The following is a 19,114-nucleotide window of genomic DNA, read 5'->3' on the forward strand; positions in this document are numbered from 1 at the left end:
GAAGAACTGCCGGGTCAGTGGCTTTTAACAGACATCATTTCGCGGGCGACCGCATTCCAAAAGCGCTCGAAAAGTTGCAGGTGCGTGTTGAAGCCTGCGGTTAATCTCGTGAGCGCGTCTGTGTCCGACACGAATTGCTTCGCCGCGCTGAGGGACTCGACTTTGTGTTCTTTCTCTGTAGCGCCGATGTGTGCGTAAAAGTACTCGCAGGACTCGTGAAACTCGTCCTCTTCTTCCCATAGGTCCTTGTAAACCAAAGCTCCGTCATAGAGTTTTCGGAGCATCGTGTACGCCTGCCATTCGAGCGCCAGTTGTGCTCCAGCGGCAGTTGCATTGTCATCGCCATAAAGACGCTTTTCTCCTTCGATGAGCGCCTGCGTTTCCGGCAGAACCTTCAAGTCATGTTGAACCGAAGCCCAATCGAGACGAGAACCTTCTCCAATCTTGCGACCGAGATCGCTCAACCAAGCGTCGAAGAGAATCGAGTGGACCTTCTCCGGATTGCCGTATCCCATCTCCGAATACAACGTCTTCGCGTATTCCGCTTGCGCGACCACGTTGCGCGTGCTGCTTATCATCACCGCCAAGACTTCTGGGAACGCGCGATTGAATTCGCCGTAGTTTCTCGCAAAGATTGCGATCTGCCGTGCGTTCAAGCGCTCACGGGTCCATAGAGAGTAGAAGTCGTTATCGAGCGCTCCACTCGACATGGCGGATCGGGCTAATGCTTCTAGTTCGTCGGAGAAGTTCTTTGTCGATAGACGTGCCGACCCGTCCCGAACGCTCGTGCGATCAAGCATCTCAGTTTCCTTTTAAATCAAATAAATTCGTTTACTTTCAATGACTTAGACAACACGCGCAGTTTCCACCGCCAACCTGTCATAGCGCCAACAAAAGTTATTGATAAGGTTGATGACGGTTTCTGATGACCGTGAAGACGCCTTGATGATGGGAGTGCTCGAACGTTGCTGCGTGACTCGGATTCACGGCGCGCGAAACCCGGCGCATTCGAATGGCAATGGAGACCTGCGAGCTTAAACACGATCCAGACGGGAGTAGCATGGCCGAGCATCGACGCGCCGAGAGCGGAGCACTGTGCATGCGACCTTGCGCGATCGATGTGAGCCGGAACCGATTCTTCCTGACCTGCATGGAGTGACGAATGGCCTATCACAACTATCACAAGCGCAAGATCGCCAATCAGGATCTGCATCCCGAAACGCAAATGATGTCGTATGGTTACGACCCGTTTCTTTCGGAGGGTTCAGTCAAGCCACCCGTGTTTCTCACATCGACTTTCGCGTTCCGCACGGCCGAAGACGGTGCGGCGTTTTTCGATATGGTCGCCGGGCGCAAGCCTTCGCCCGAAGGAGAGAGCGCCGGTCTCGTCTACAGTCGTTTCAATCACCCCAATCTCGAGATTGTCGAGGATCGTCTCGCGCTGCTGGACGGCTCAGAAGCCGCCGCCGTCACGTCTAGCGGCATGGCGGCGATTGCCGCGATCCTGTTCGCGTTCCTCCGACCCGGCGATTGCGTCGTGCAGTCCGCGCCGCTCTATGGCGGCACCGAAACTTTGATCTCCAAATTCCTTCCTGACTGGGGTATTCGTTCGCACGTGATTGCCGATGGCCTTTCCCGTGAAGCGATTTCCACCGCACTGGAAGCGGCAGCGAAGAAAGGCCGTGTCGGCATGTGTTACGTCGAAACGCCGGCCAATCCGACCAACGCGTTGTTCGATCTCGACGGTCTGCGTCAGGAAATCGATGCGTTCGAAGCGCGGCATGGCTATCGCCCTCTTTCCGTATGCGACAACACTTTGCTCGGGCCGTTGTTTCAGCAACCGGTAAATCGAGGCATCGACCTGAGTGTGTATTCGCTGACCAAGTACATCGGGGGGCATAGCGATCTCGTTGCGGGAGGCGTCACCGGCAGCAAACCTCTGATCACGCGAGTTCGCGCGATTCGCGGCACGCTAGGATCACAACTCGACCCGCACTCTTGCTGGATGATCACGCGTTCGATGGAGACCCTCGTTTTGCGGATGGAGCGCGCAGCGCAGAGCGGCACGGCCGTCGCGCGATGGCTCGCAAACAACCCTTTCACACCGATCGAGGTGCTGCATTCCGAACTCATCGACGACCCGGTTTATCAGACGGTGTATCGACGTCAATGCAGCGGGCCGGGATCGACATTCGCATTCGTTCTCGACGGCGGGCGCGAACAAGCATTCAAGCTCATCAACGGACTCGGCTTGTTTAAATCGGCCGTGAGTCTCGGTGGCACGGAGTCGCTTATTTGTCACCCGGCATCGACGACACACTCTGGTGTTCCCGTTGAAGTACGCGCCGCCGCGGGCGTGTCAGAAGGACTCATTCGTGTGTCGGTGGGGTTGGAGCATCCTGACGATTTGATCGCCGATCTGTCGAATGCTTTAGAGCAATGCTGAGGGCTCGTTGTTCTTCATGATCCATTTGAACTTGGGCGCCTCGATCCAATTTGTGCCGGAGAAGATGTAGGCGGACAATGCCAGGTTCACTGGCTCATGAAATACGACGTAATTCACGAGAAACCTGTCTTCTAAGTCTTAGTCGATTGGACATTATTTTTATAATGTCGCTAGGGTGGCTCAACCGTCATCGGAGGCGTTGCTTCTTTCTGTCGCCAGCTATGAAAGCTGGCGATAGTCAACGCGCCCTCCCATGCGCAGCTGCAAACATTCAAGCAAAATGCGACGGCACATCCCCGATGCTGCGGATCTGCCGCGTTTGCTTCGGTCGTCGACTCTTTGAAGCGTTGCGCAATACCGTTTGTTGGAAGCGACCTGACGCGGAAAGAGCGACCGTTTGTGGATCGTCAACATCAAAATCGCAACACGCATCGAACTATCGTCCATGCCGAAACCATGCTTATCGAAGCCTCCGCTTCATCGCGATGTCCCTGACGACGTCTACATGTGGCTAGTTGAAATCGACGTAACCGCGTCGTTGACGGAAGCGGCCGCCGGCGTCTTGAACGCCCAAGAACTCGCACGCGCGAGTCGCTATCGGCATCCGGCCGATGCCGCGCGCTTCGCCACCGTACGCGCCGCCTTGCGACACGTGTTGTCTCTCACGCTGGATGCCGATCCCGCAGGCCTCGTCCTCGAAACCGACGCGAATGGCCGACCCTTTCTCGCAATGCCTCACGCGCCGGATTTCAACGTCTCGCATTCGGGTGCTTATGGACTGATCGCCTTATCGGCATCGCGGCGCGTGGGCGTGGATATCGAAGAGACGCGGTCTTCGCTCGACTGGCTCGAACTGCAGTCCGCCGTTTTTGCCGATGCCGACCGGCGCGCTCTCGATGCACTGCCCGAACTTGCTTGCAGCGCAAGCTTTTTCGCTTGCTGGAGCGGCAAGGAATCGGTGTTGAAGGCACGCGGCGAAGGCCTGGTTAGCGCACAGTTCGGTCTCACCAGCTTTTCGGTGCTGCCTTGTCTGGAGGGCCGCTTCGCCGTATCGAGCGCGGCGGGCGATATTCGCGCCGCGGCGCTCGATGCGCCGGCAGGCTACGTCGCCGCCGTCGCGTGGTCTTCAGCATCGATCGTGTCATAGCACAATCTCAAAAGCGCCCGCTTCGACGCCCTTCCAAAACCGTCTCGACCACCCCGGGCGACTTATCGATATCCTGTTCCGTGAATGCAAAACGCGTCCGCTCCTTGCGCGCGTAACGCTTCGTGCCATCGCGATAACGCGGAGATGCCGGATCGTCCGATTCGATTGCCCTGTGCATCGCGATCGAGCAGCAGGCCGTGCTTATCGAGGTCGTGCGACGGACACGCCACCATGGAAATAAACTTTGGAATCGCAACCGCCGTAGAGCGGGATTTTCGTGTTGTCATCGAGCGCATGAAGCATTTCGCCGCGCGTCGAATCGAACGCGAAACCATTCGTCCTCAGCGCCACTGCGGCCGCCGCGAGCGCCACCGCGATCGCCGGGTTATCCGTTCTGAAGCCAGCAGGCGTCGCGAGCGGACGCGCAGGATCGAATGCTTCGGCATAAAGCCGCGCGTCCGGAATATCGCTTGCACGACGTTTGTCGTAGGGTGGCAATCATCTTGACGTTGCCCTTCCAACAATGTTATCTATCATTTGTAGGGCCACCAAAACCGGTCGCGGCGCTGGTCGTTTCCCAGTGCCGGGGAACGCTTCCAGCGTGTGCGCACGACCCTGATACGTGTCTGCTGTTTGTGAGGACGGCTGATGTGTGAGCGATATACGAGATCGTTGCTGGCCGGATGTCGATCCACAATCAGCACGATTGTCGCGGCCTCGCTTCTGCTTTTCGGTAACGCGTCGCGCGCCCAAAGTTCCGCGGATGACGCAAACAAAAGTAACAACCCGCTCAATCTCGCGGCGTCGTTCAACATTCAAGACTATTACGTGCCGAGCGTACATGGCGCGCACGCACATACCAACGACTTCCTGCTGAGACCAACCGTTCCCGTCGGTCCCAACAGCATCGTGCCGGTGCCTGAAATTTTTCGATTGACGGCACCACTCAGCACGAGGCCAGATCCAACCGGCGGCTACAACACCGGACTAGGCGACATCAATCTCTTCGACATTTTTCTGCTCAGTCAGGGACAGACGCAGATCGGCATTGGCCCGCTCATCACTTTGCCGACAGCGACCGACCCGAGCCTCGGAAGCGGCAAGTGGCAGGCCGGGCTCGCGGCGGTCGTGGTGAACGCGAATAAAGCCCGGCTCATCGGTGCGTTGGTTCAGTGGCAGCATTCATTCGCCGGACAGAGCAGCCGGCCGACGGTTCAGTCATTGACGGCGGAGCCGTTCGGCATTTTCAATCTTCCCGATGGTTGGTATATCCGGTCGACGGGAATCTGGACCTTCGATCTTCAGCACGGCAGCTACTACATCCCAGTTGGCCTGGGTGCCGGAAAGGCGTGGAAAGGCGGATCGACTATCTACAACGCGTTCGTCGAACCTCAATATTCCGTTGCTCACTCGGGCGCAGGTGTTCCGCGCTGGCAAATTTTCGCGGGACTCAATATGACTTTCGGAAGATAGACGGCAACGTCAAAGGACGAGACGCCATGCATCGAGTCATCACTCGTTTCGGGACGATCGCGCTGAGCCTATCGTTTCTCGCGCCCGGCGCTTACTCGCAAGATACGGTTAGTCCGACGGAGGCGCGCGGCATCGCCAAGGATGCGTTCATCTACGCCTACCCGATGCTGTTCAACTACAAAACAATGTATGAGCAAGCGGTCGACCCCAAGTCGAAGAGCTATGTAGGCGGCTTCGGCAAATTTCGCAATTACTCGCAGCCCTATAGTCCCGAGAACAAGGACATTGTCACGCCCAACAACGACACGCCTTATTCCTGGGCGTGGCTCGATTTGCGACGGGAACCTTGGGTGCTGACCGTGCCGCGTGTCCCTGACGAGCGCTACTACGTGTTCCAGTGGATCGACCTTTTCACGTACAACTTTGCATATGTCGGCTCGCGAACCACGGGCAATGGCGCGGGTCATTATCTTTTTGCAGGGCCGAACTGGCATGGCGAAACGCCAAAGGGTGTTGACAAGGTGTTTCGTTCGGAGACGGACTTTATCTTAACGCTCGGCCGTACCGCCCTGAACGGTCCTGAGGACGTTAAGAGCATGCAGGCCGTGCAGAAAGGATACCGGGTCACGCCGCTCTCTGCCTTTGAACACGATCATGCTCCCGCTGCAGCGCCTAAGCTCAACTTTCCGGTATGGAACGAGGCGAAGGCAACGTCTATCGACTTCATCGCCTATCTGAATTTCTTGCTGCAGTTCACGCAACCGCCCGCACCGTCCGAAGCGGAACTCATGCGGCGCTTCGCCAAGATTGGCATTGCGCCGGGCCGGCGTTTCGACGTATCTGCCTTGTCGCCGGACATGAAGCAGAGCATCGCGGCGGGCGTCGCGGATGGAAAAGCCGCGCTCGACGATGCCATGAAGCACACGACCAGTTCCTATGACCTCTTCGGCACGCGGGACGACCTTAAGGGAAACTATCTGACGCGCGCCGTGGCTGCGGCGATGGGAATTTACGGCAACACCAAGGAAGAGGCGGTGTATGTCGGCACTCGACTGGGTGCCGATCACCAACAATTGATGGGCTCGCAACCTTACGTCGTTCATTTCGACAAGAAAGATCTGCCGCCTGCACGCTTCTTCTGGTCAATGACAATGTACGACTTGCCAGGCCGGCACCTCGTCGCGAATCCCATCAAGCGATACTCGATCGGCGACCGCACCAAAGGCATCAAATACGGTGCCGATGGCTCGCTCGATATCTACCTACAGCACGCTTCGCCCGGAGCAGACAAGGAATCGAACTGGCTGCCAGCCCCGAACGGCCCCTATGATGTCATCGCGCGAATCTACGGACCAGACCCTTCGGTCTTTGATGGAACATGGAAATTTCCCGTTCCGCAGAAGCGTTGAATTCGACTGATTGAACGGTTGATCAACACTATGGGAGCGTGCTGTGAATAAGCCCACGGCGGTGCACGTGGCACGCTCTCGGCATTGGCCCGATGGTCACACGATCGGGCACAGTCAGCCACGCCAGTGTCAGCGTCGCTTCGGCGGGTCGACGAATTTCAAGTAAGCCGTCATCCGAAGGGAATCTCATGCAACTCTCGATGAGCGCGACATTTCAGTAGGACATTCAGGTAAGCCACGTTGCCGTCTGCTGTGAATTGAACCGTACTTCAAAGAAAAAGGGCTTCGCGATGAAAAGAGCACGTAAGCTCGTCTCCCTTGTGACTGCCGTGACCAGTTTGCCGATGGAGTCGTGCTGCGCGCTGCAACGGCGCAGCGCGACTGCAAACAACAAACGAGCCATCGCGGCCGCACTGATTGCAGTGACACTAACCGCCTGCCACACGACTCACTCGATCAATTCGTCCCAGCCGCCAACGAAGCTTGCGATTACTGCCAGTACGAATGAAATTCGAGCCGTCGCCAAGGACGCGTATATCTATGGAACACCCATGGTCGCGACCTACACGACCATGTACGCGTTCTCGATCGATTCAAGCAACCCGCAGTACAAAGGTCCTTTCAACACCATCCTGAATATCTCTCGGGTTTTCACGCCGGACGACACTGCCTTCGTCACACCGAACTCGGACACACCTTACTCGTTCGCCGGCCTCGACCTTCGCGCCGAGCCGGTTGTCATCACGATCCCGCCAATGGAGCCGAAACGCTATTTCGTGTTCCAACTGATGGACCTTTATACCTTCAACTTTGCCTATATCGGCACTCGCACCACTGGTAATGGTGGGGGCAATTTCTTGATTGCCGGACCCAACTGGAAGGAAGCGCCGCCGCCCGGTATCACGCAGGTTATCCGCTCAGAAACCGAGCTCGTTAGTGTCGTTGGCCGCACCCAGCTCTTCAACCCAGGCGATCTCGATAACGTCAAGACAATCCAGGAAGGCTATCGGGTGCAAACTCTTTCTTCGTTTGCTGGTAGCGCGGCCCCGCCCTCGGCACCCTCGATTCAATGGATCAAGCCATTACGACCTGACATGCAGCACACGTCGCTCGAGTTCTTCAACCAACTCGCGTTCGCCTTGCAGTTCACGCCAGTCAACCCAACGGAGAGCGACTTGCGAAGCCGGTTCACGACGATTGGAATCGTTCCGGGACGACCGTTCGACGTCGGCGCGCTTTCCGAGGAACAGAAAGCGGCGTTGCTCTCCGGAATGGAAGACGGTCAGAAAGAGATCGACTTAAAGCGCGCGTCCCTTGGTGGGAAGACTGACACGTTATTCGGAACACGCGCGTACCTGAAGAACGACTATGTCGCACGGGCTACAGGTACGCAGGTTGGTATCGGCGCGAACTCGCGGGAGGAGGCGCTCTATCCGATCCTCGAAAAGGATTCGAGCGGCCAGCAACTTGACGGCAGCAAGCATCGGTACACGTTGCACTTCGAGAAAGGCCAACTGCCACCCGTCAATGCGTTCTGGTCGATGACCATGTATGCCTTGCCAAGCCAGTTGCTGGTGAAGAACTCCATCGATCGCTACTTGATCAATTCTCCGATGCTGCCTTCGTTGAAAACCGATCGCGATGGTGGTACGACGATCTACGTCCAAAGCACATCACCCGGCAAGGCCAAGGAGGCAAACTGGCTACCCTCGCCGGCCGGCCCTTTCATGGTGACAATGCGGTATTACTGGCCCAAGCCTGAGCTTCTAAATGATCAGTGGCACACACCAGAACTTCGGCAAGCACCCTAGAACAAAAGAATCTCATTTGCTTCGCCGTGACGCGCGACGGCGAAGCCGGTCTGAATCGTCCATGCGATGGGTAGTACAGGTTCCTTTCGCACGTCGCGCCTTATCTGCGCGTGCTGTCGGACCTGATTCGCGCCGGACGACCCGCGAGCGACATAGTGAAGGCGACGCGGCTGGAGGTGCAAAACGCTGACGCTTGAACCCCGAAGCCGCGCGTGACTATTCGCAGCACGCGTAGCGATGTCAGTGTTTCAACTCGACCACGTAACGCTCGACATCGCACCGCAAGCGCTCAACCCCGAAGCCGCGGCGAAAACCGAACAATCTGTAAAGGCGACCGCGATGGCAATCCAATGACTGGAAATAAGCCCGGCGGCCTTGAAGGCTGCTGGGCTTTTGCGTTGACGCACGCCCGCTCGATGCTCCAACGAGTTCGTCATCCACCAGTCGTTGACGACATCCCAGCCACCGCTTTCACGGCCCCCCGAACCATCCGCTCGACCACCGCCTGTACGGCATCGGCACGCGCTGGCGCATAGTCGAACGGAGGCGTCTCGTCCATATACGTGCTCTGACACATCTCCAGCTGCACGGCATGAACGCCCTTCTCCGGCGCGCCGAAGTGCCGCGTGATGAAACCGCCCTTGAAGCGGCCATTGGCAATCCACGTATAGCCGCTCTCCGCAGCCCCGTCGGCGACCGCCTGCAACACCGGCGGCGCTGCCGTCCGCCCGTCCTGCGTACCGATGTTCAGATCCGGCAGCTTGCCCTCGAACAGACGCGGCAATACGCTTGCGATCGAATGCGCTTCCCACAACAGCACGTTTGCATGCTTCTCGCGCAGGCGCGCGAGTTCGCCGGCGATGGTGTCGTGATACGGCTTCCAGTAAGCCGCGACGCGGCGCTGCTTTTCGGCGGCGTCGGGCACGCAGCCTTCGCGATAAACCGGCTCGCCGCGAAACGTCAGGTCCGGGCACAAGCCCGTCGTGGTCTGCCCCGGATAGAGGCTTTCGTCCGAAGACGGCCGGTTCAGGTCGATCACATAACGCGACAGGCGCGCGCCGAGCACGGTCGCGCCGAGTTCACGCGCGAACGCGTAGAGGCGGTCGAGATGCCAGTCGGTGTCGGCGACCGTCAGCGCAATGTCCGTGTATTGGCCGCGCAGGTCGTCGGGGATGATCGTGCCGAGGTGCGGAATCGACAGCAGGAGCGGCGCATCGCCGCGAGTCAGGGTGAAAATTTCGTTCATGGCGTGAGTAGCGAAGGGTAATCGAGGTTGAGAGCAGTACATTCAAAGCAACGCGTCGTCCTGCAATGTCGGCAAGGCGCGCTTGAGCGCGGGACGAATCAGATGGTCGAGCACGCGGCGTGTGAGCACGGCGATCTCATCGACGAAATCGCTCCATTCGCCTTGTCGATGCAGCAGAAAGAACTCGCGTCGCCCAAGCCGGCTCGCGGGCAGAGGCAGCACCGCGATTTCATCCAGATAATGCCGCGCTTGCCAGAGACACAGCGGTGTCGAGATGGCGAAGCCGAGTTTCGCGGCGACGAGGCTCAGGAGCGGATCGGTCGCATCGAACTCGTAGCGGCGCGGACTTTCGATACCCAGATGCCGCGCGAAGCGCTCCACCTGCTGGCCGATCACCGAGCGCGCCGTATAGCGGATCAACGGCAGTTCCGTTGCAAGCTGCCGCCATGACGACGCTCCTTGGCGCTCATCGAGCCAGCGTCGCGACACGACGGCCACAAACGCTTCCGAAAACAACGGCATCTCGACGATACGGCTGTCGTTCAGCACCGTCTGCGTACAGACCGCGATATCGACCTCGCGCGCATGCATCTGGTCGGACAGGCCCGGCGTGAGTCCCGACCACAAGGCAATCTGCCGCGCGGAGCCGGACATCGCGCGAATGAGTTCGGGGCCGACCGTCGCCGCGAAGGAATCGACGCAGCCAAGCCGCAGGGGCAGCGCTCCCGCCAGCGACGCATCGCCGATGCGCGTGCTTACCATTTGCGCATGGTCGAGCAGCGGCCCGGCGAGTTCGAGCAGCGCGCGTCCCGCCAGATTCGGACGCGGCGGGCGGCTGTCGCGATCGAACAAGCCAGCGCCCTGCTCGCGCTCGAGCGACGCAATCGACTGGCTCACCGCGCTCTGGCTCACGCCCAGATGTTTCGCGGCTGCCGTCATCGAACCGGTCTCGCAAACGGCGACGAAGGCCTGCAATGCGCGTAGGTCGATAGGTGGTGGGGTGCGTCTCATCGCGTTTCCGTGGTTTGCAGGCACGCGCCCGGCCAAGTCTCGCCGTGCGGCGCTCATGTTGCACGCACTGGGCTGGAAGCCGCCCGTCTCGCGCAAACGCCCGCATGGGCCATAAGTTTGCCTTATGCAAAATGATCGTGCGTCGTTTGTCGAGATCGGGGCCCGTGTCGCATTGATGACAGTAGACGTCGAGTTTGTGCCGGTTCCGGCGATTTTGGACCGGTACATTCATTCGTCACGGGCATCGAGGCGCGGGAGGCCGCAGTGGAGACACTGGTTTTTATCTGGAGCAACGCGGCGTCGATCGCTTCCATGCTGGTCGACCACGTGTTGCTGGTGCTTGCCGGCGTCGGCTGCGCCATCGTGACGGGCGTCGCGCTCGGCATCGTCATCACGCTCAACGAGCGGCTCGCGCGCGTGGTGTTGTACGCCGCCGCGATGCTCATGACGATCCCATCCATCGCGCTCTTCGGCTTGCTGATTCCGGTGCTCTCGCTGATCGGACAGGGCATCGGCTTTCTGCCTGCCGCCATCGCGCTCTTTCTGTATGCGCAATTGCCGATCGTGCGCAACACCTACGCCGCGATCCGCAACCTCGATCCCGCGCTGCGCGAAGCCGCCAACGGCATGGGGATGACCGCGTGGCAGCGGCTCTACCGCGTGGAGATGCCGATTGCCGTGCCGATCATCATGGCGGGTGTACGCATGGCGGTGGTCATGAATATTGGCATTGCGGCAATTGCCACGTATATCGGCGCGGGTGGGCTCGGGCGGCTGATCAGCCGGGGCATTTCGCAATCCGATCCGCGCCAGTTGATCGCGGGCGCGGTGATCGTCGCGCTGCTCGCGATCCTCGCCGACCTCGGCCTGGGCGCGCTGCAATGGCGCCTGACGCCGGAAGGCATGCGGCCGCGCCAGGCGCGCTTCTTCTGGCGCCGCAACGCGACGCGCGGGCCGCTGGTGACGGCCGCGACGGCCGCGACGCCGATTTCATCCACAGCGGAGGGACGATGATCGATCTTCGACATCTGACGAAGCGATTCGAAAAGCGCGGCGAAAAGCCGGTCGTCGACGACGTGTCGATGACGATCGGCGAAGGCGAACTCTGCGTGCTGCTCGGGCCGTCCGGTTGCGGCAAGACGACGACGCTCAAGATGATCAACCGGCTCGTGCAGCCCACGTCAGGGCAGATTCTGATCGGCGGCGCGGATACGGCGGGCTTCGATATCGTCGAGTTGCGGCGGCGCATCGGCTATGCGATTCAGCAAGTCGGCCTGTTCCCGAACATGACGGTCGCCGAGAACATCGGTATCGTGCCGAAGATGCTCGGCTGGGACAAAACGCGCATCCGCGAGCGCACCGAAAACCTGTTGGAGATGGTCACGCTCGATCCGGCCATCTACATGCGATGTTATCCGCGCGACCTGTCGGGCGGGCAACAGCAGCGCGTGGGCGTGGCGCGCGCGCTCGCCGCCGATCCGCCGGTGATGCTGATGGACGAACCGTTCGGCGCCATCGATCCGATCAATCGCACGTCGATTCAGGACGAATTCCGCCACATTCAGACGACCCTGAAGAAGACCGTGATGTTCGTCAGCCACGACATCGACGAAGCCATGAAAATGGGCGACAAGGTCGCGATCTTCCGCAACGGCAAGCTCGAACAACTGGCGAGCCCGGATGAACTGCTGGCGCGTCCCGCGAGCGCGTTCATCGCCGATTTCGTGGGCACTGACCGGGCGCTCAAGCGTCTGCGCCTGATGCGCGCCGTCGATGCGGCGCTGGAACCGGCGCGCGTCGCGCGGCTCGGCTACCCGAGCGCCGATGCCCGCGCGCTCTTGCGCGATCACGTGGCCGACGCACTGGTCGTGCTCGACGCCCACGGCAGACCGGCCGGCCACGTCGGCGCGGCCGAACTCGACGCCAGCGGCGCCACGCTCGAAGCGCCGAGTCTGCGCGCGTTGCCGGGCGTGGTGCGCGCGGGCGACGACCTGCGCGCGGTCATGTCGATGCTGCTCGCGCACGGCGCGTCGTGGCTGCCGGGCGTCGACGCGGACGGGCGCTTCATCGGCTACGTGACGTATGAACGCATTGCGCTGATGGCGCGCGCGGCGTGCGTGTCCGGCGCGGCATTGCCCGAAGGCGGCCTGGCCTCGTCCGCTGGCGACGCGGCGAAAGCGGGCGATGCATCGCGCGATGACGGGGCGCATCCCGAACTCGCTTTCGGAGGCGCGCGATGAACCATCGACGCGACGGTTCGCGTATTGCGTTAGGCGCGATGATGGCGTTGGCCAGCGCATCGGCGCATGCAGACGACTGGCTCGCATCGATCGGGCAGTATCGCGCGGACATCGTCTATCAGTCCGGCCAGCAGATGCTGATGGTGCTGATCGCGGGCGTCGCGGCTATCGTGGTTGCGGTGCCCGCGGGCATCTGGCTGAGTCGCCCCGACAACGGCCGGGCCGCGCAGTTCGTGATGTTCACGCTGAACGCGGGCCAGGCCGTGCCCAAGCTCGCCATTCTCGCGCTCGCCATGAGCGTGCTCGGCATCGGCGCGAAGCCCGCGATTCTCGCGCTATGGCTCGCCACGCTGCTGCCCATCGCGATGAATACATACGAAGGCATTCGCGCCGTGCCGCCCGCGCTGATCGAGGCCGCGAACGGCATCGGCATGACGCAACGGCAGATTCTCTTCAAAGTGGAATTGCCCAACGCCATGTTCGTGATTCTCGCGGGCGTGCGCACCGCGCTCGCCATCACAGTCGGCACCGCACCGCTCGCGTTCCTCGTGGGCGGCGGCGGTCTCGGCGAGCTTATTTTCACGGGCATCGACCTCAACGATTTCACGATGCTGCTTGCCGGCGCCATCCCGACCGCCCTGCTCGCGGTGGCAACCGACCTGTTCGTCGCGCAGATGCAGCACTGGCTCGTGCCGCGCGGCGTCAGTCCTCAACGCTGACCTTTCCTGGATAACGAAGCTCATGCTCAAGCCTTTGCTGTCACGCAAACTGTGGTCGCGTCTTCTCGGCGCATCCCTGTTCACGCTTGCCCTCGGAACGATGGCCCTGCAGGCCGCGCAGGCTGCGCCAACCGTCACGGTCGGCGGCAAGAACTTCACCGAACAAGTGCTGCTGGCGGAAATGACCACACAACTGCTCAAGGCGAAGGGTTTCACGGTCGTCAAGAAAGACGGCATGGGCAGCACGGTGCTGCGTCAGGCGCAGGAAAACGGTCAGGTGGACGTGTACTGGGAATACACCGGCACTTCCCTCATCACCTACAACAAGGTGACCGACAAGCTCGACCCGCAGCAAACTTATGCGCGCGTCAAGGAACTGGATGCGCAAAAAGGCCTCGTGTGGCTCGACCCGTCGAAGGCGAACGATACCTACGGCATCGCCATGAACCGCGATGTCGCCCAGAAGCTCGGCGTCACGACCATGAGCGACCTCGCCAAGGTGCTCAACAGCGGCAAGGAACTGACCTTCGCGTGTAACTCCGAGTTCTATGCGCGCCCGGACGGCCTGCGTCCGCTGCAAAAAGAATACGGCTTCAGCTTCGGTCCGTCGCAGATCAAGCGGATGGATTCGGGTCTCACCTATCAGGCGCTGAAGGACCGTCAGGTGGACACCGCGCTGGTTTTCACGACCGATGGCCGCGTGCCCGCTTTCAACTTCATCGTGCTGCGTGACGACAAGAGTTTCTTCCCCGCCTACGCGCTTACGCCGGTCGCACGCAAGGCGACGCTCGACGCGAATCCGAATCTCGCGGGCATCCTGAACGCGTTGTCGGCCAAACTCGACGACGCAACGATGGCGCGACTCAACGCCGAGGTCGACGTCCAGAAGAAGTCGCTCGACGAGGTGTCGGCTACTTTCCTTAAGTCCGCCGGACTGATCTGACGCGCGTCCGATGAAGCCTTTTATCGTCGCCGCCGCGCAAACCGAAACCGTCGCGGGCGATCTGGCCGCGAATCTGGCGGCGCATCGCCGGTTTATCGACGAAGCACGCGGGCGCGGCGTTCAGTTGCTCGTGTTCCCCGAGTTGTCGCTTGCCGGTCACAGTGCGGGCGCCGATGCCTTGAGGCTCGCCTTGCCGCGCAATGCCGCCGCGCTCCTCGAGCTGGCTGAAGCGTGCTCGCCGCTTGCCGCCGTGGTTGGCTTCGTCGAGGAAGCAGCGGGCGCGCAGTTCTACAACAGCGTCGCGACACTGTACGCGGGACGCGTGGTGCACGTGCATCGCAAGATCGCGCTTGCCACTTACGGCCGGCTCGACGACGGCAAGCACTACGGACACGGCGCGCGGCTCGACCAGTTCACGCTGCCCGCCGATCCGCGCTGGCAGATCGCCACGCCCGTGTGCGCGGATTTGTGGAGCCCGGCGGTGATGCATCGGCTTGCCTGCGACGGCGCGACGCTATGCGCGGCGCCGGTGAGTTCGGCAGTCGAAGCCGTGGGCGACGCCTTCGACAATCCGCGCGGTTGGGACACGGTGCTGCGCGCCCATGCACTCGTCTACGGTCTGCCTGTCGTGTTCGCCAATCGCGTCGGCCGTGAAAACGGCCTGCGCTTTTGGGGCGGCTCGCGCGTCGTCGGGCCGCGCGGCGAAACGCTCGCGCAAAGCGAATCGGCACGTGAGGAACTGGTCGTGGCGACGCTCGACTACGAAGCCGTGCGCGCCGCGCGCTTCGACTTGCCGACCCTGCGCGATGCCCGCGGCATCCACGCGCTCGAAAGCGGCATCGTGTCGGTTTCGTGATCGCGTTGGTCGTGTGTCTGCCCGCACCGGTCATATCCGCGACCGACAATCGATTCAACTGATCGTTCGTATGGGAGTGTGACGATGATCGACCCGACGCGCGTGCGCGCCGCCCTGGCCGAGCGCCAGGACAACTTCTCGCTGCCGCAGCCTTTTTATACCGATGAAGCCTTTCATCGGCTCGACCTCGACGCCGTCTTCAACGACGAGTGGCTGTTCGCCTGCAACAGCTGCGAACTGCGCAAACCGGGCGATTATCTGACGCTGGAAATCGGCGCGACATCGGTGCTCGTGCTGCGCGACATGGACGGCGAAATCCGCGCGTTCTTCAATACCTGCCGGCATCGCGGCTCGCGCATCTGTCTCGAAGAGAAAGGGCATGCGCATCGGCTTACTTGTCCGTATCACCAGTGGGTGTACGACCTCGACGGCGCGCTCCTGCATGCGCGGCAGATGCCGGCAGGCTTCGAGCGCGAGGGCTACGGCTTGCGCGCCGTGCATGTCGAGATCGTGTGCGGCATGGTCTATATCTGTCTCGCCGCGACGCCGCCCGACATCACGCGCTTTCGCGACGCGGTCACGCCCTACCTTGCGCCGCATCAGCCGTGGCGCACCAAGGTCGCGGCCAGCGTGACGATGATCGAGGAAGCCAACTGGAAGCTCGTCATCGAGAACAATCGCGAGTGCTATCACTGCGCGGCCAATCATCCGGAGTTGCTCGCGACGCTCGTCGAATTCGCGTTGCCCGACGATCCCGCTGGCTCGCGCGACTTCCGTCTGTTGATGGAAGCCCAGGCTGCGAGGTGGGACCGTCACGGCTTGCCGCATTTGCCCGCCGATGGCGGCGACGAATTCCGCTGCATCCGGCTGCCGTTTCATCGCGGCGCGGTGTCCTTCACGCCGGATGGATCGCCCGCGTGCGGCAAGCTGCTCGGCGACCTCACCGATCCGGATCTCGGCTCGGTGCGCATGTTTCGCGTGCCGAACAACTGGAATCATTTTCTCGCCGACCACATCATCCACTTCCGCATTCTGCCGCTGTCGGCCACGCGCACGGTGTTGCGCACGACGTGGCTCGTACACGAGGATGCCGTCGAAGGCGTCGATTACGACGTCGATACGCTCACGTCCGTATGGAACGCGACCAACGTGCAGGACGCGCGGCTCGCGGCGAACAATCAGCTGGGCGTGGGCTCGCTCGGCTATGCGCCGGGCCCGTATGCGCCGTCCGAGTTCATGCTGCGCAACTTCACGAACTGGTATGCAAGGAAGCTCGCGTCACATCTGGACGGCGCACACGGGCAGCGCTTAATCGCGCTGAAGGTGTCGAATGGCTGATGTGCCAACATCTTCCGATACGGCGTTCGACGGCACCCTCGCCTTCGCCTGCGACACGCCCGCATCGCGCACGCTCGAGTGCATCGGCGTGCGTGACGAAGCGCCGGGCGTCAAGACCTTTCGCCTGCGCGATCCGCACCCCGACGGCGCGCGCCGCTACGCGCCGGGCCAGGCCATGCTGCTGACGCTCGATATCGAGGGGCGGCGCTTCGACCGCACGTTTTCTATCGCCTCGACGCCGCTCGAAGCGGACGCGCTCGAACTGACGATCAAGGCGCAGTCCGGCGGCGTCGTCACCCGCTGGCTGCATGAGCGCTTCGCGCCGGGCATGCGCATCGACACGCGCTATCCGCTCGGACGCTTCACACTCGATGCATCGGCCAATACGCCTCTCGCGCTAGTGTCGGCGGGCTCGGGCGCATCGCCGCTGATGTCCATGCTGCGCACGCTGGCGCGCCGCTCGCCGCACGCCGACATCGCTTGGCTTCATTGCGCGCGCGGCGTGGACGACATTCTTTTTGCCGATGAACTCGCGACGCTTCAGGCGCGCATGCCCAACCTGACAGTACACGTGTGGCTGAGCGCGCCCGCACCCGGCTGGTTCGGTCTGCGCGGGCGCATGTCGCGCGGCGCGCTCTGGGCGATGGCGCCGGACTTTGGACGCCGCACGGTCTATTGCTGCGGTCCAGCCGGTTTCATGCAGAGCGTGCGGCAGATTCATGCGGCCGAAGGCGCCCGCCGCGCGGCGTTTCATATAGAGCATTTCGGTCCCGTGATCGAGCCGATGGAAAGCGAAGCCGCGACGACCGGCGCACCTTCGTCCGACGAACAGCGCGATGCCATTTTCAACGCGTGGCTGAACGGCCGGCGCTTCGATGTGCGCGCGGGCGAAACGCTGCTCGTCGCGGCCACGCGTCAGCAAGTGGTGATTCCGTGCGGTTGCGCGAGCGGCCTGTGCGGCACGTGCAAAGTGCGCCACCTTTCGGGCGAAGTCGCGATGAAACATGCAGGCGGAATTTCCGCGGCCGAAGAAGCGCAAGGCTGGATTCTCGCGTGTTCGAGCCGTCCCTTGACCGATGTCGAAATCGCCTTCTGACATGCAAACGGCACCGACGCTTCATCACGACGCCAGCCGCTTCACGCACACGCTTGGCTTCGACATGCTTCCCGCTACCGTCGTGCGCGACGCACAGCGCCGCATTCTGGACCTGCTCGGCGTCGCGGCGGCGGGCACGTCCACACGGCTTTCGACAATCGCGCGCGAGCATGCGCTCGATTGCTTCGCGGCCGGACGCACCCCCGCGCGCATGCTATTCGACGGGCGCATCGTCAGTGCTCCGGGCGCGGCGTTCGCGGGCGCAACGACCATCGACAGTCTCGACGGCCATGACGGCCACGCGCTCACCAAGGGCCACGCGGGCGTCACCGTCTTGCCGGCCCTGCTCGCCATGACCGAGCGCGCGCCCGGCATGAGCGGACGCGAGTTCATCGTGCAGACGGTGCTCGGTTATGAAATAGGCACGCGTGCCGGTATCGCGCTGCATGCGACGAGCCGCGAATATCACACCTCGGGCGCGTGGAATGCGTTGGCGGCCGCCGCTATCGCGAGCCGCGCGCTCGGCTTCGACATACCGGCGACGCGCCACGCGCTCGGCATCGCCGAATATCACGGGCCGCGTTCGGACATGATGCGCTGCATCGATCATCCGACCATGCTGAAGGACGGCTCGGGTTGGGGCGCGCTGGCGGGCATCAGCGCCGCCCTGCTTGCCGCGCGCGGCTACACCGGCGCGCCCGCGACCACCGTCGAACGCGATGCGCCCGCCTGCTGGTCCGACCTCGGCGATCGCTGGCTGATCCTCGAACAGTATGTGAAGCCGTATCCAGTGTGCCGCTGGGCGCATCCGGCAATCGCCGCCGCGCTTGCAGTGCGTGCGCTCGACGGCTTCGATGCGGCCAACATCGAGCGCGTGGAGATCGAAACCTTCCACGAGGCGACGCGTCTCTGGTCCGCGCTGCCACGCACCACCGAGGAAGCGCAGTATGGCGTGCTGTTTCCCGTCGCGGCGGCGCTGGCGCATGGCCGTGTCGATGCCGGCACCATCGGCGATTCGGGCCTTGCCGATCCCGCCGCGTGCGCGTTGCTGCCGCGCCTCGTCGCAAAGGAGCACGCCGCGTTCAGCGCCGCGTTTCCCGCCGAGCGCTGGGCGCGCGTGACGGTCGAACTGCGCGATGGCCGCCGCCTCGATTCCGGTCCGATGCAGGCAAGCGGCGACCTCGCGCGCCCGATGACACCCGACGCCGAGCGCGACAAATTTCGTGAACTCTGCGGCGCGCGCTTCGGCGCACGGTTCGCGCGCGAACTCGAAGACGCGGTGGATGCGCTCGCCGAACCGCACGCCCGCGCCGGGCGCCTGTGCGAACTCGTGCTGGGCACGCCGCCCAGTGCGTCGCAAACATGAACACTCCGATCAG

The 19,114-nt window shown here is 61.9% G+C and carries 17 protein-coding genes; 13 read left to right on the forward strand and 4 right to left on the reverse strand.

Annotated features, from left to right (window positions below; genetic code table 11):
* Positions 1-14 precede the first annotated feature (14 nt).
* Entirely contained in the window at positions 15-800 is a 786-nt protein-coding gene (locus NCR98_RS32860) for an iron-containing redox enzyme family protein (RefSeq protein WP_244831408.1), read from the reverse strand.
* 362 nt (positions 801-1,162) lie between these two features.
* On the opposite strand from NCR98_RS32860, the gene NCR98_RS32865 reads away from it, so the two are divergent.
* Both NCR98_RS32865 and NCR98_RS32870 read left to right on the forward strand, forming a co-directional pair.
* A complete protein-coding gene (locus NCR98_RS32865; protein WP_250528556.1) occupies positions 1,163-2,446 on the forward strand; it encodes a cystathionine gamma-synthase family protein in 1,284 nt (427 codons plus the stop codon).
* 505 nt (positions 2,447-2,951) lie between these two features.
* Entirely contained in the window at positions 2,952-3,593 is a 642-nt protein-coding gene (locus tag NCR98_RS32870; RefSeq protein ID WP_250528557.1) for a 4'-phosphopantetheinyl transferase family protein, read from the forward strand.
* Between the two features lie 201 nt (positions 3,594-3,794).
* Here the strand turns inward: NCR98_RS32870 and NCR98_RS32875 are convergent, their stop codons facing one another.
* Positions 3,795-4,091 carry a hypothetical protein gene (locus NCR98_RS32875; RefSeq protein WP_250528558.1) on the reverse strand — a complete coding sequence of 99 codons (297 nt, stop codon included), beginning with the start codon at positions 4,089-4,091 and terminating at the stop codon, positions 3,795-3,797.
* Positions 4,092-4,502: 411 nt separating this feature from the next.
* Between NCR98_RS32875 and NCR98_RS32880 the strand changes: the two genes are divergently transcribed.
* The 3 genes from NCR98_RS32880 (at position 4,503) to NCR98_RS32890 (ending at position 8,286) form a co-directional block, all read left to right on the forward strand.
* Entirely contained in the window at positions 4,503-5,066 is a 564-nt protein-coding gene (locus NCR98_RS32880; protein WP_250528559.1) for a hypothetical protein, read from the forward strand.
* Between the two features lie 26 nt (positions 5,067-5,092).
* Positions 5,093-6,475: a DUF1254 domain-containing protein gene (locus NCR98_RS32885; RefSeq protein WP_250528560.1), complete on the forward strand. Its 1,383-nt coding sequence runs from the start codon at positions 5,093-5,095 to the stop codon at positions 6,473-6,475.
* A gap of 290 nt (positions 6,476-6,765) precedes the next feature.
* Positions 6,766-8,286 carry a DUF1254 domain-containing protein gene (locus NCR98_RS32890; protein ID WP_250528561.1) on the forward strand — a complete coding sequence of 507 codons (1,521 nt, stop codon included), beginning with the start codon at positions 6,766-6,768 and terminating at the stop codon, positions 8,284-8,286.
* 433 nt (positions 8,287-8,719) lie between these two features.
* Here the strand turns inward: NCR98_RS32890 and hutG are convergent, their stop codons facing one another.
* Both hutG and NCR98_RS32900 read right to left on the reverse strand, forming a co-directional pair.
* Positions 8,720-9,532: an N-formylglutamate deformylase gene (hutG, locus tag NCR98_RS32895; RefSeq protein ID WP_250528562.1), complete on the reverse strand. Its 813-nt coding sequence runs from the start codon at positions 9,530-9,532 to the stop codon at positions 8,720-8,722.
* Positions 9,533-9,574: 42 nt separating this feature from the next.
* Entirely contained in the window at positions 9,575-10,543 is a 969-nt protein-coding gene (locus tag NCR98_RS32900; protein ID WP_250528563.1) for a LysR family transcriptional regulator, read from the reverse strand.
* A 264-nt stretch (positions 10,544-10,807) separates the two neighbouring features.
* Between NCR98_RS32900 and NCR98_RS32905 the strand changes: the two genes are divergently transcribed.
* From NCR98_RS32905 to NCR98_RS32940, 8 genes are all read left to right on the forward strand, one after another.
* A complete protein-coding gene (locus NCR98_RS32905; RefSeq protein ID WP_244831416.1) occupies positions 10,808-11,557 on the forward strand; it encodes an ABC transporter permease in 750 nt (249 codons plus the stop codon).
* Positions 11,554-12,783, forward strand: a complete 1,230-nt coding sequence (locus NCR98_RS32910; RefSeq protein WP_250528564.1) for an ABC transporter ATP-binding protein — start codon at positions 11,554-11,556, stop codon at positions 12,781-12,783. Before NCR98_RS32905 ends, NCR98_RS32910 begins: the two co-directional genes overlap by 4 nt.
* The gene (locus tag NCR98_RS32915) at positions 12,780-13,502 is read left to right on the forward strand and encodes an ABC transporter permease (protein ID WP_250495298.1); all 723 of its coding nucleotides are present in this window, start codon (positions 12,780-12,782) and stop codon (positions 13,500-13,502) included. The genes NCR98_RS32910 and NCR98_RS32915 overlap by 4 nt, the downstream gene beginning before the upstream one ends.
* 100 nt (positions 13,503-13,602) lie before the next feature.
* Positions 13,603-14,445 carry a glycine betaine ABC transporter substrate-binding protein gene (locus NCR98_RS32920; protein WP_250528570.1) on the forward strand — a complete coding sequence of 281 codons (843 nt, stop codon included), beginning with the start codon at positions 13,603-13,605 and terminating at the stop codon, positions 14,443-14,445.
* Between the two features lie 10 nt (positions 14,446-14,455).
* On the forward strand, positions 14,456-15,301 hold the full coding sequence (locus NCR98_RS32925; RefSeq protein WP_250469915.1) for a nitrilase-related carbon-nitrogen hydrolase: 846 nt from the start codon (positions 14,456-14,458) through the stop codon (positions 15,299-15,301).
* 84 nt (positions 15,302-15,385) lie between these two features.
* The gene (locus NCR98_RS32930) at positions 15,386-16,639 is read left to right on the forward strand and encodes an aromatic ring-hydroxylating oxygenase subunit alpha (protein WP_250528565.1); all 1,254 of its coding nucleotides are present in this window, start codon (positions 15,386-15,388) and stop codon (positions 16,637-16,639) included.
* A complete protein-coding gene (locus NCR98_RS32935; protein WP_250528566.1) occupies positions 16,632-17,735 on the forward strand; it encodes an FAD-binding oxidoreductase in 1,104 nt (367 codons plus the stop codon). Before NCR98_RS32930 ends, NCR98_RS32935 begins: the two co-directional genes overlap by 8 nt.
* A 1-nt stretch (position 17,736) precedes the next feature.
* Entirely contained in the window at positions 17,737-19,101 is a 1,365-nt protein-coding gene (locus NCR98_RS32940; protein ID WP_250495302.1) for an MmgE/PrpD family protein, read from the forward strand.
* Positions 19,102-19,114 lie beyond the last annotated feature (13 nt).

The organism is Caballeronia sp. GAWG2-1 (assembly GCF_023631405.1).
In the GTDB taxonomy this organism is placed as follows: domain Bacteria; phylum Pseudomonadota; class Gammaproteobacteria; order Burkholderiales; family Burkholderiaceae; genus Caballeronia.

What these genes read in the sequence shown, in the direction of transcription:
- NCR98_RS32860 (WP_244831408.1), bottom strand. Translation starts at nt 800, where the DNA reads ATGCTTGATCGCACGAGCGTTCGGGACGGGTCGGCACGTCTATCGACA.
- NCR98_RS32865 (WP_250528556.1), top strand. Translation starts at nt 1,163, where the DNA reads ATGGCCTATCACAACTATCACAAGCGCAAGATCGCCAATCAGGATCTG.
- NCR98_RS32870 (WP_250528557.1), top strand. Translation starts at nt 2,952, where the DNA reads ATGTGGCTAGTTGAAATCGACGTAACCGCGTCGTTGACGGAAGCGGCC.
- NCR98_RS32885 (WP_250528560.1), top strand. Translation starts at nt 5,093, where the DNA reads ATGCATCGAGTCATCACTCGTTTCGGGACGATCGCGCTGAGCCTATCG.
- NCR98_RS32890 (WP_250528561.1), top strand. Translation starts at nt 6,766, where the DNA reads ATGAAAAGAGCACGTAAGCTCGTCTCCCTTGTGACTGCCGTGACCAGT.
- hutG (WP_250528562.1), bottom strand. Translation starts at nt 9,532, where the DNA reads ATGAACGAAATTTTCACCCTGACTCGCGGCGATGCGCCGCTCCTGCTG.
- NCR98_RS32900 (WP_250528563.1), bottom strand. Translation starts at nt 10,543, where the DNA reads ATGAGACGCACCCCACCACCTATCGACCTACGCGCATTGCAGGCCTTC.
- NCR98_RS32910 (WP_250528564.1), top strand. Translation starts at nt 11,554, where the DNA reads ATGATCGATCTTCGACATCTGACGAAGCGATTCGAAAAGCGCGGCGAA.
- NCR98_RS32915 (WP_250495298.1), top strand. Translation starts at nt 12,780, where the DNA reads ATGAACCATCGACGCGACGGTTCGCGTATTGCGTTAGGCGCGATGATG.
- NCR98_RS32920 (WP_250528570.1), top strand. Translation starts at nt 13,603, where the DNA reads ATGGCCCTGCAGGCCGCGCAGGCTGCGCCAACCGTCACGGTCGGCGGC.
- NCR98_RS32925 (WP_250469915.1), top strand. Translation starts at nt 14,456, where the DNA reads ATGAAGCCTTTTATCGTCGCCGCCGCGCAAACCGAAACCGTCGCGGGC.
- NCR98_RS32930 (WP_250528565.1), top strand. Translation starts at nt 15,386, where the DNA reads ATGATCGACCCGACGCGCGTGCGCGCCGCCCTGGCCGAGCGCCAGGAC.
- NCR98_RS32935 (WP_250528566.1), top strand. Translation starts at nt 16,632, where the DNA reads ATGGCTGATGTGCCAACATCTTCCGATACGGCGTTCGACGGCACCCTC.
- NCR98_RS32940 (WP_250495302.1), top strand. Translation starts at nt 17,737, where the DNA reads ATGCAAACGGCACCGACGCTTCATCACGACGCCAGCCGCTTCACGCAC.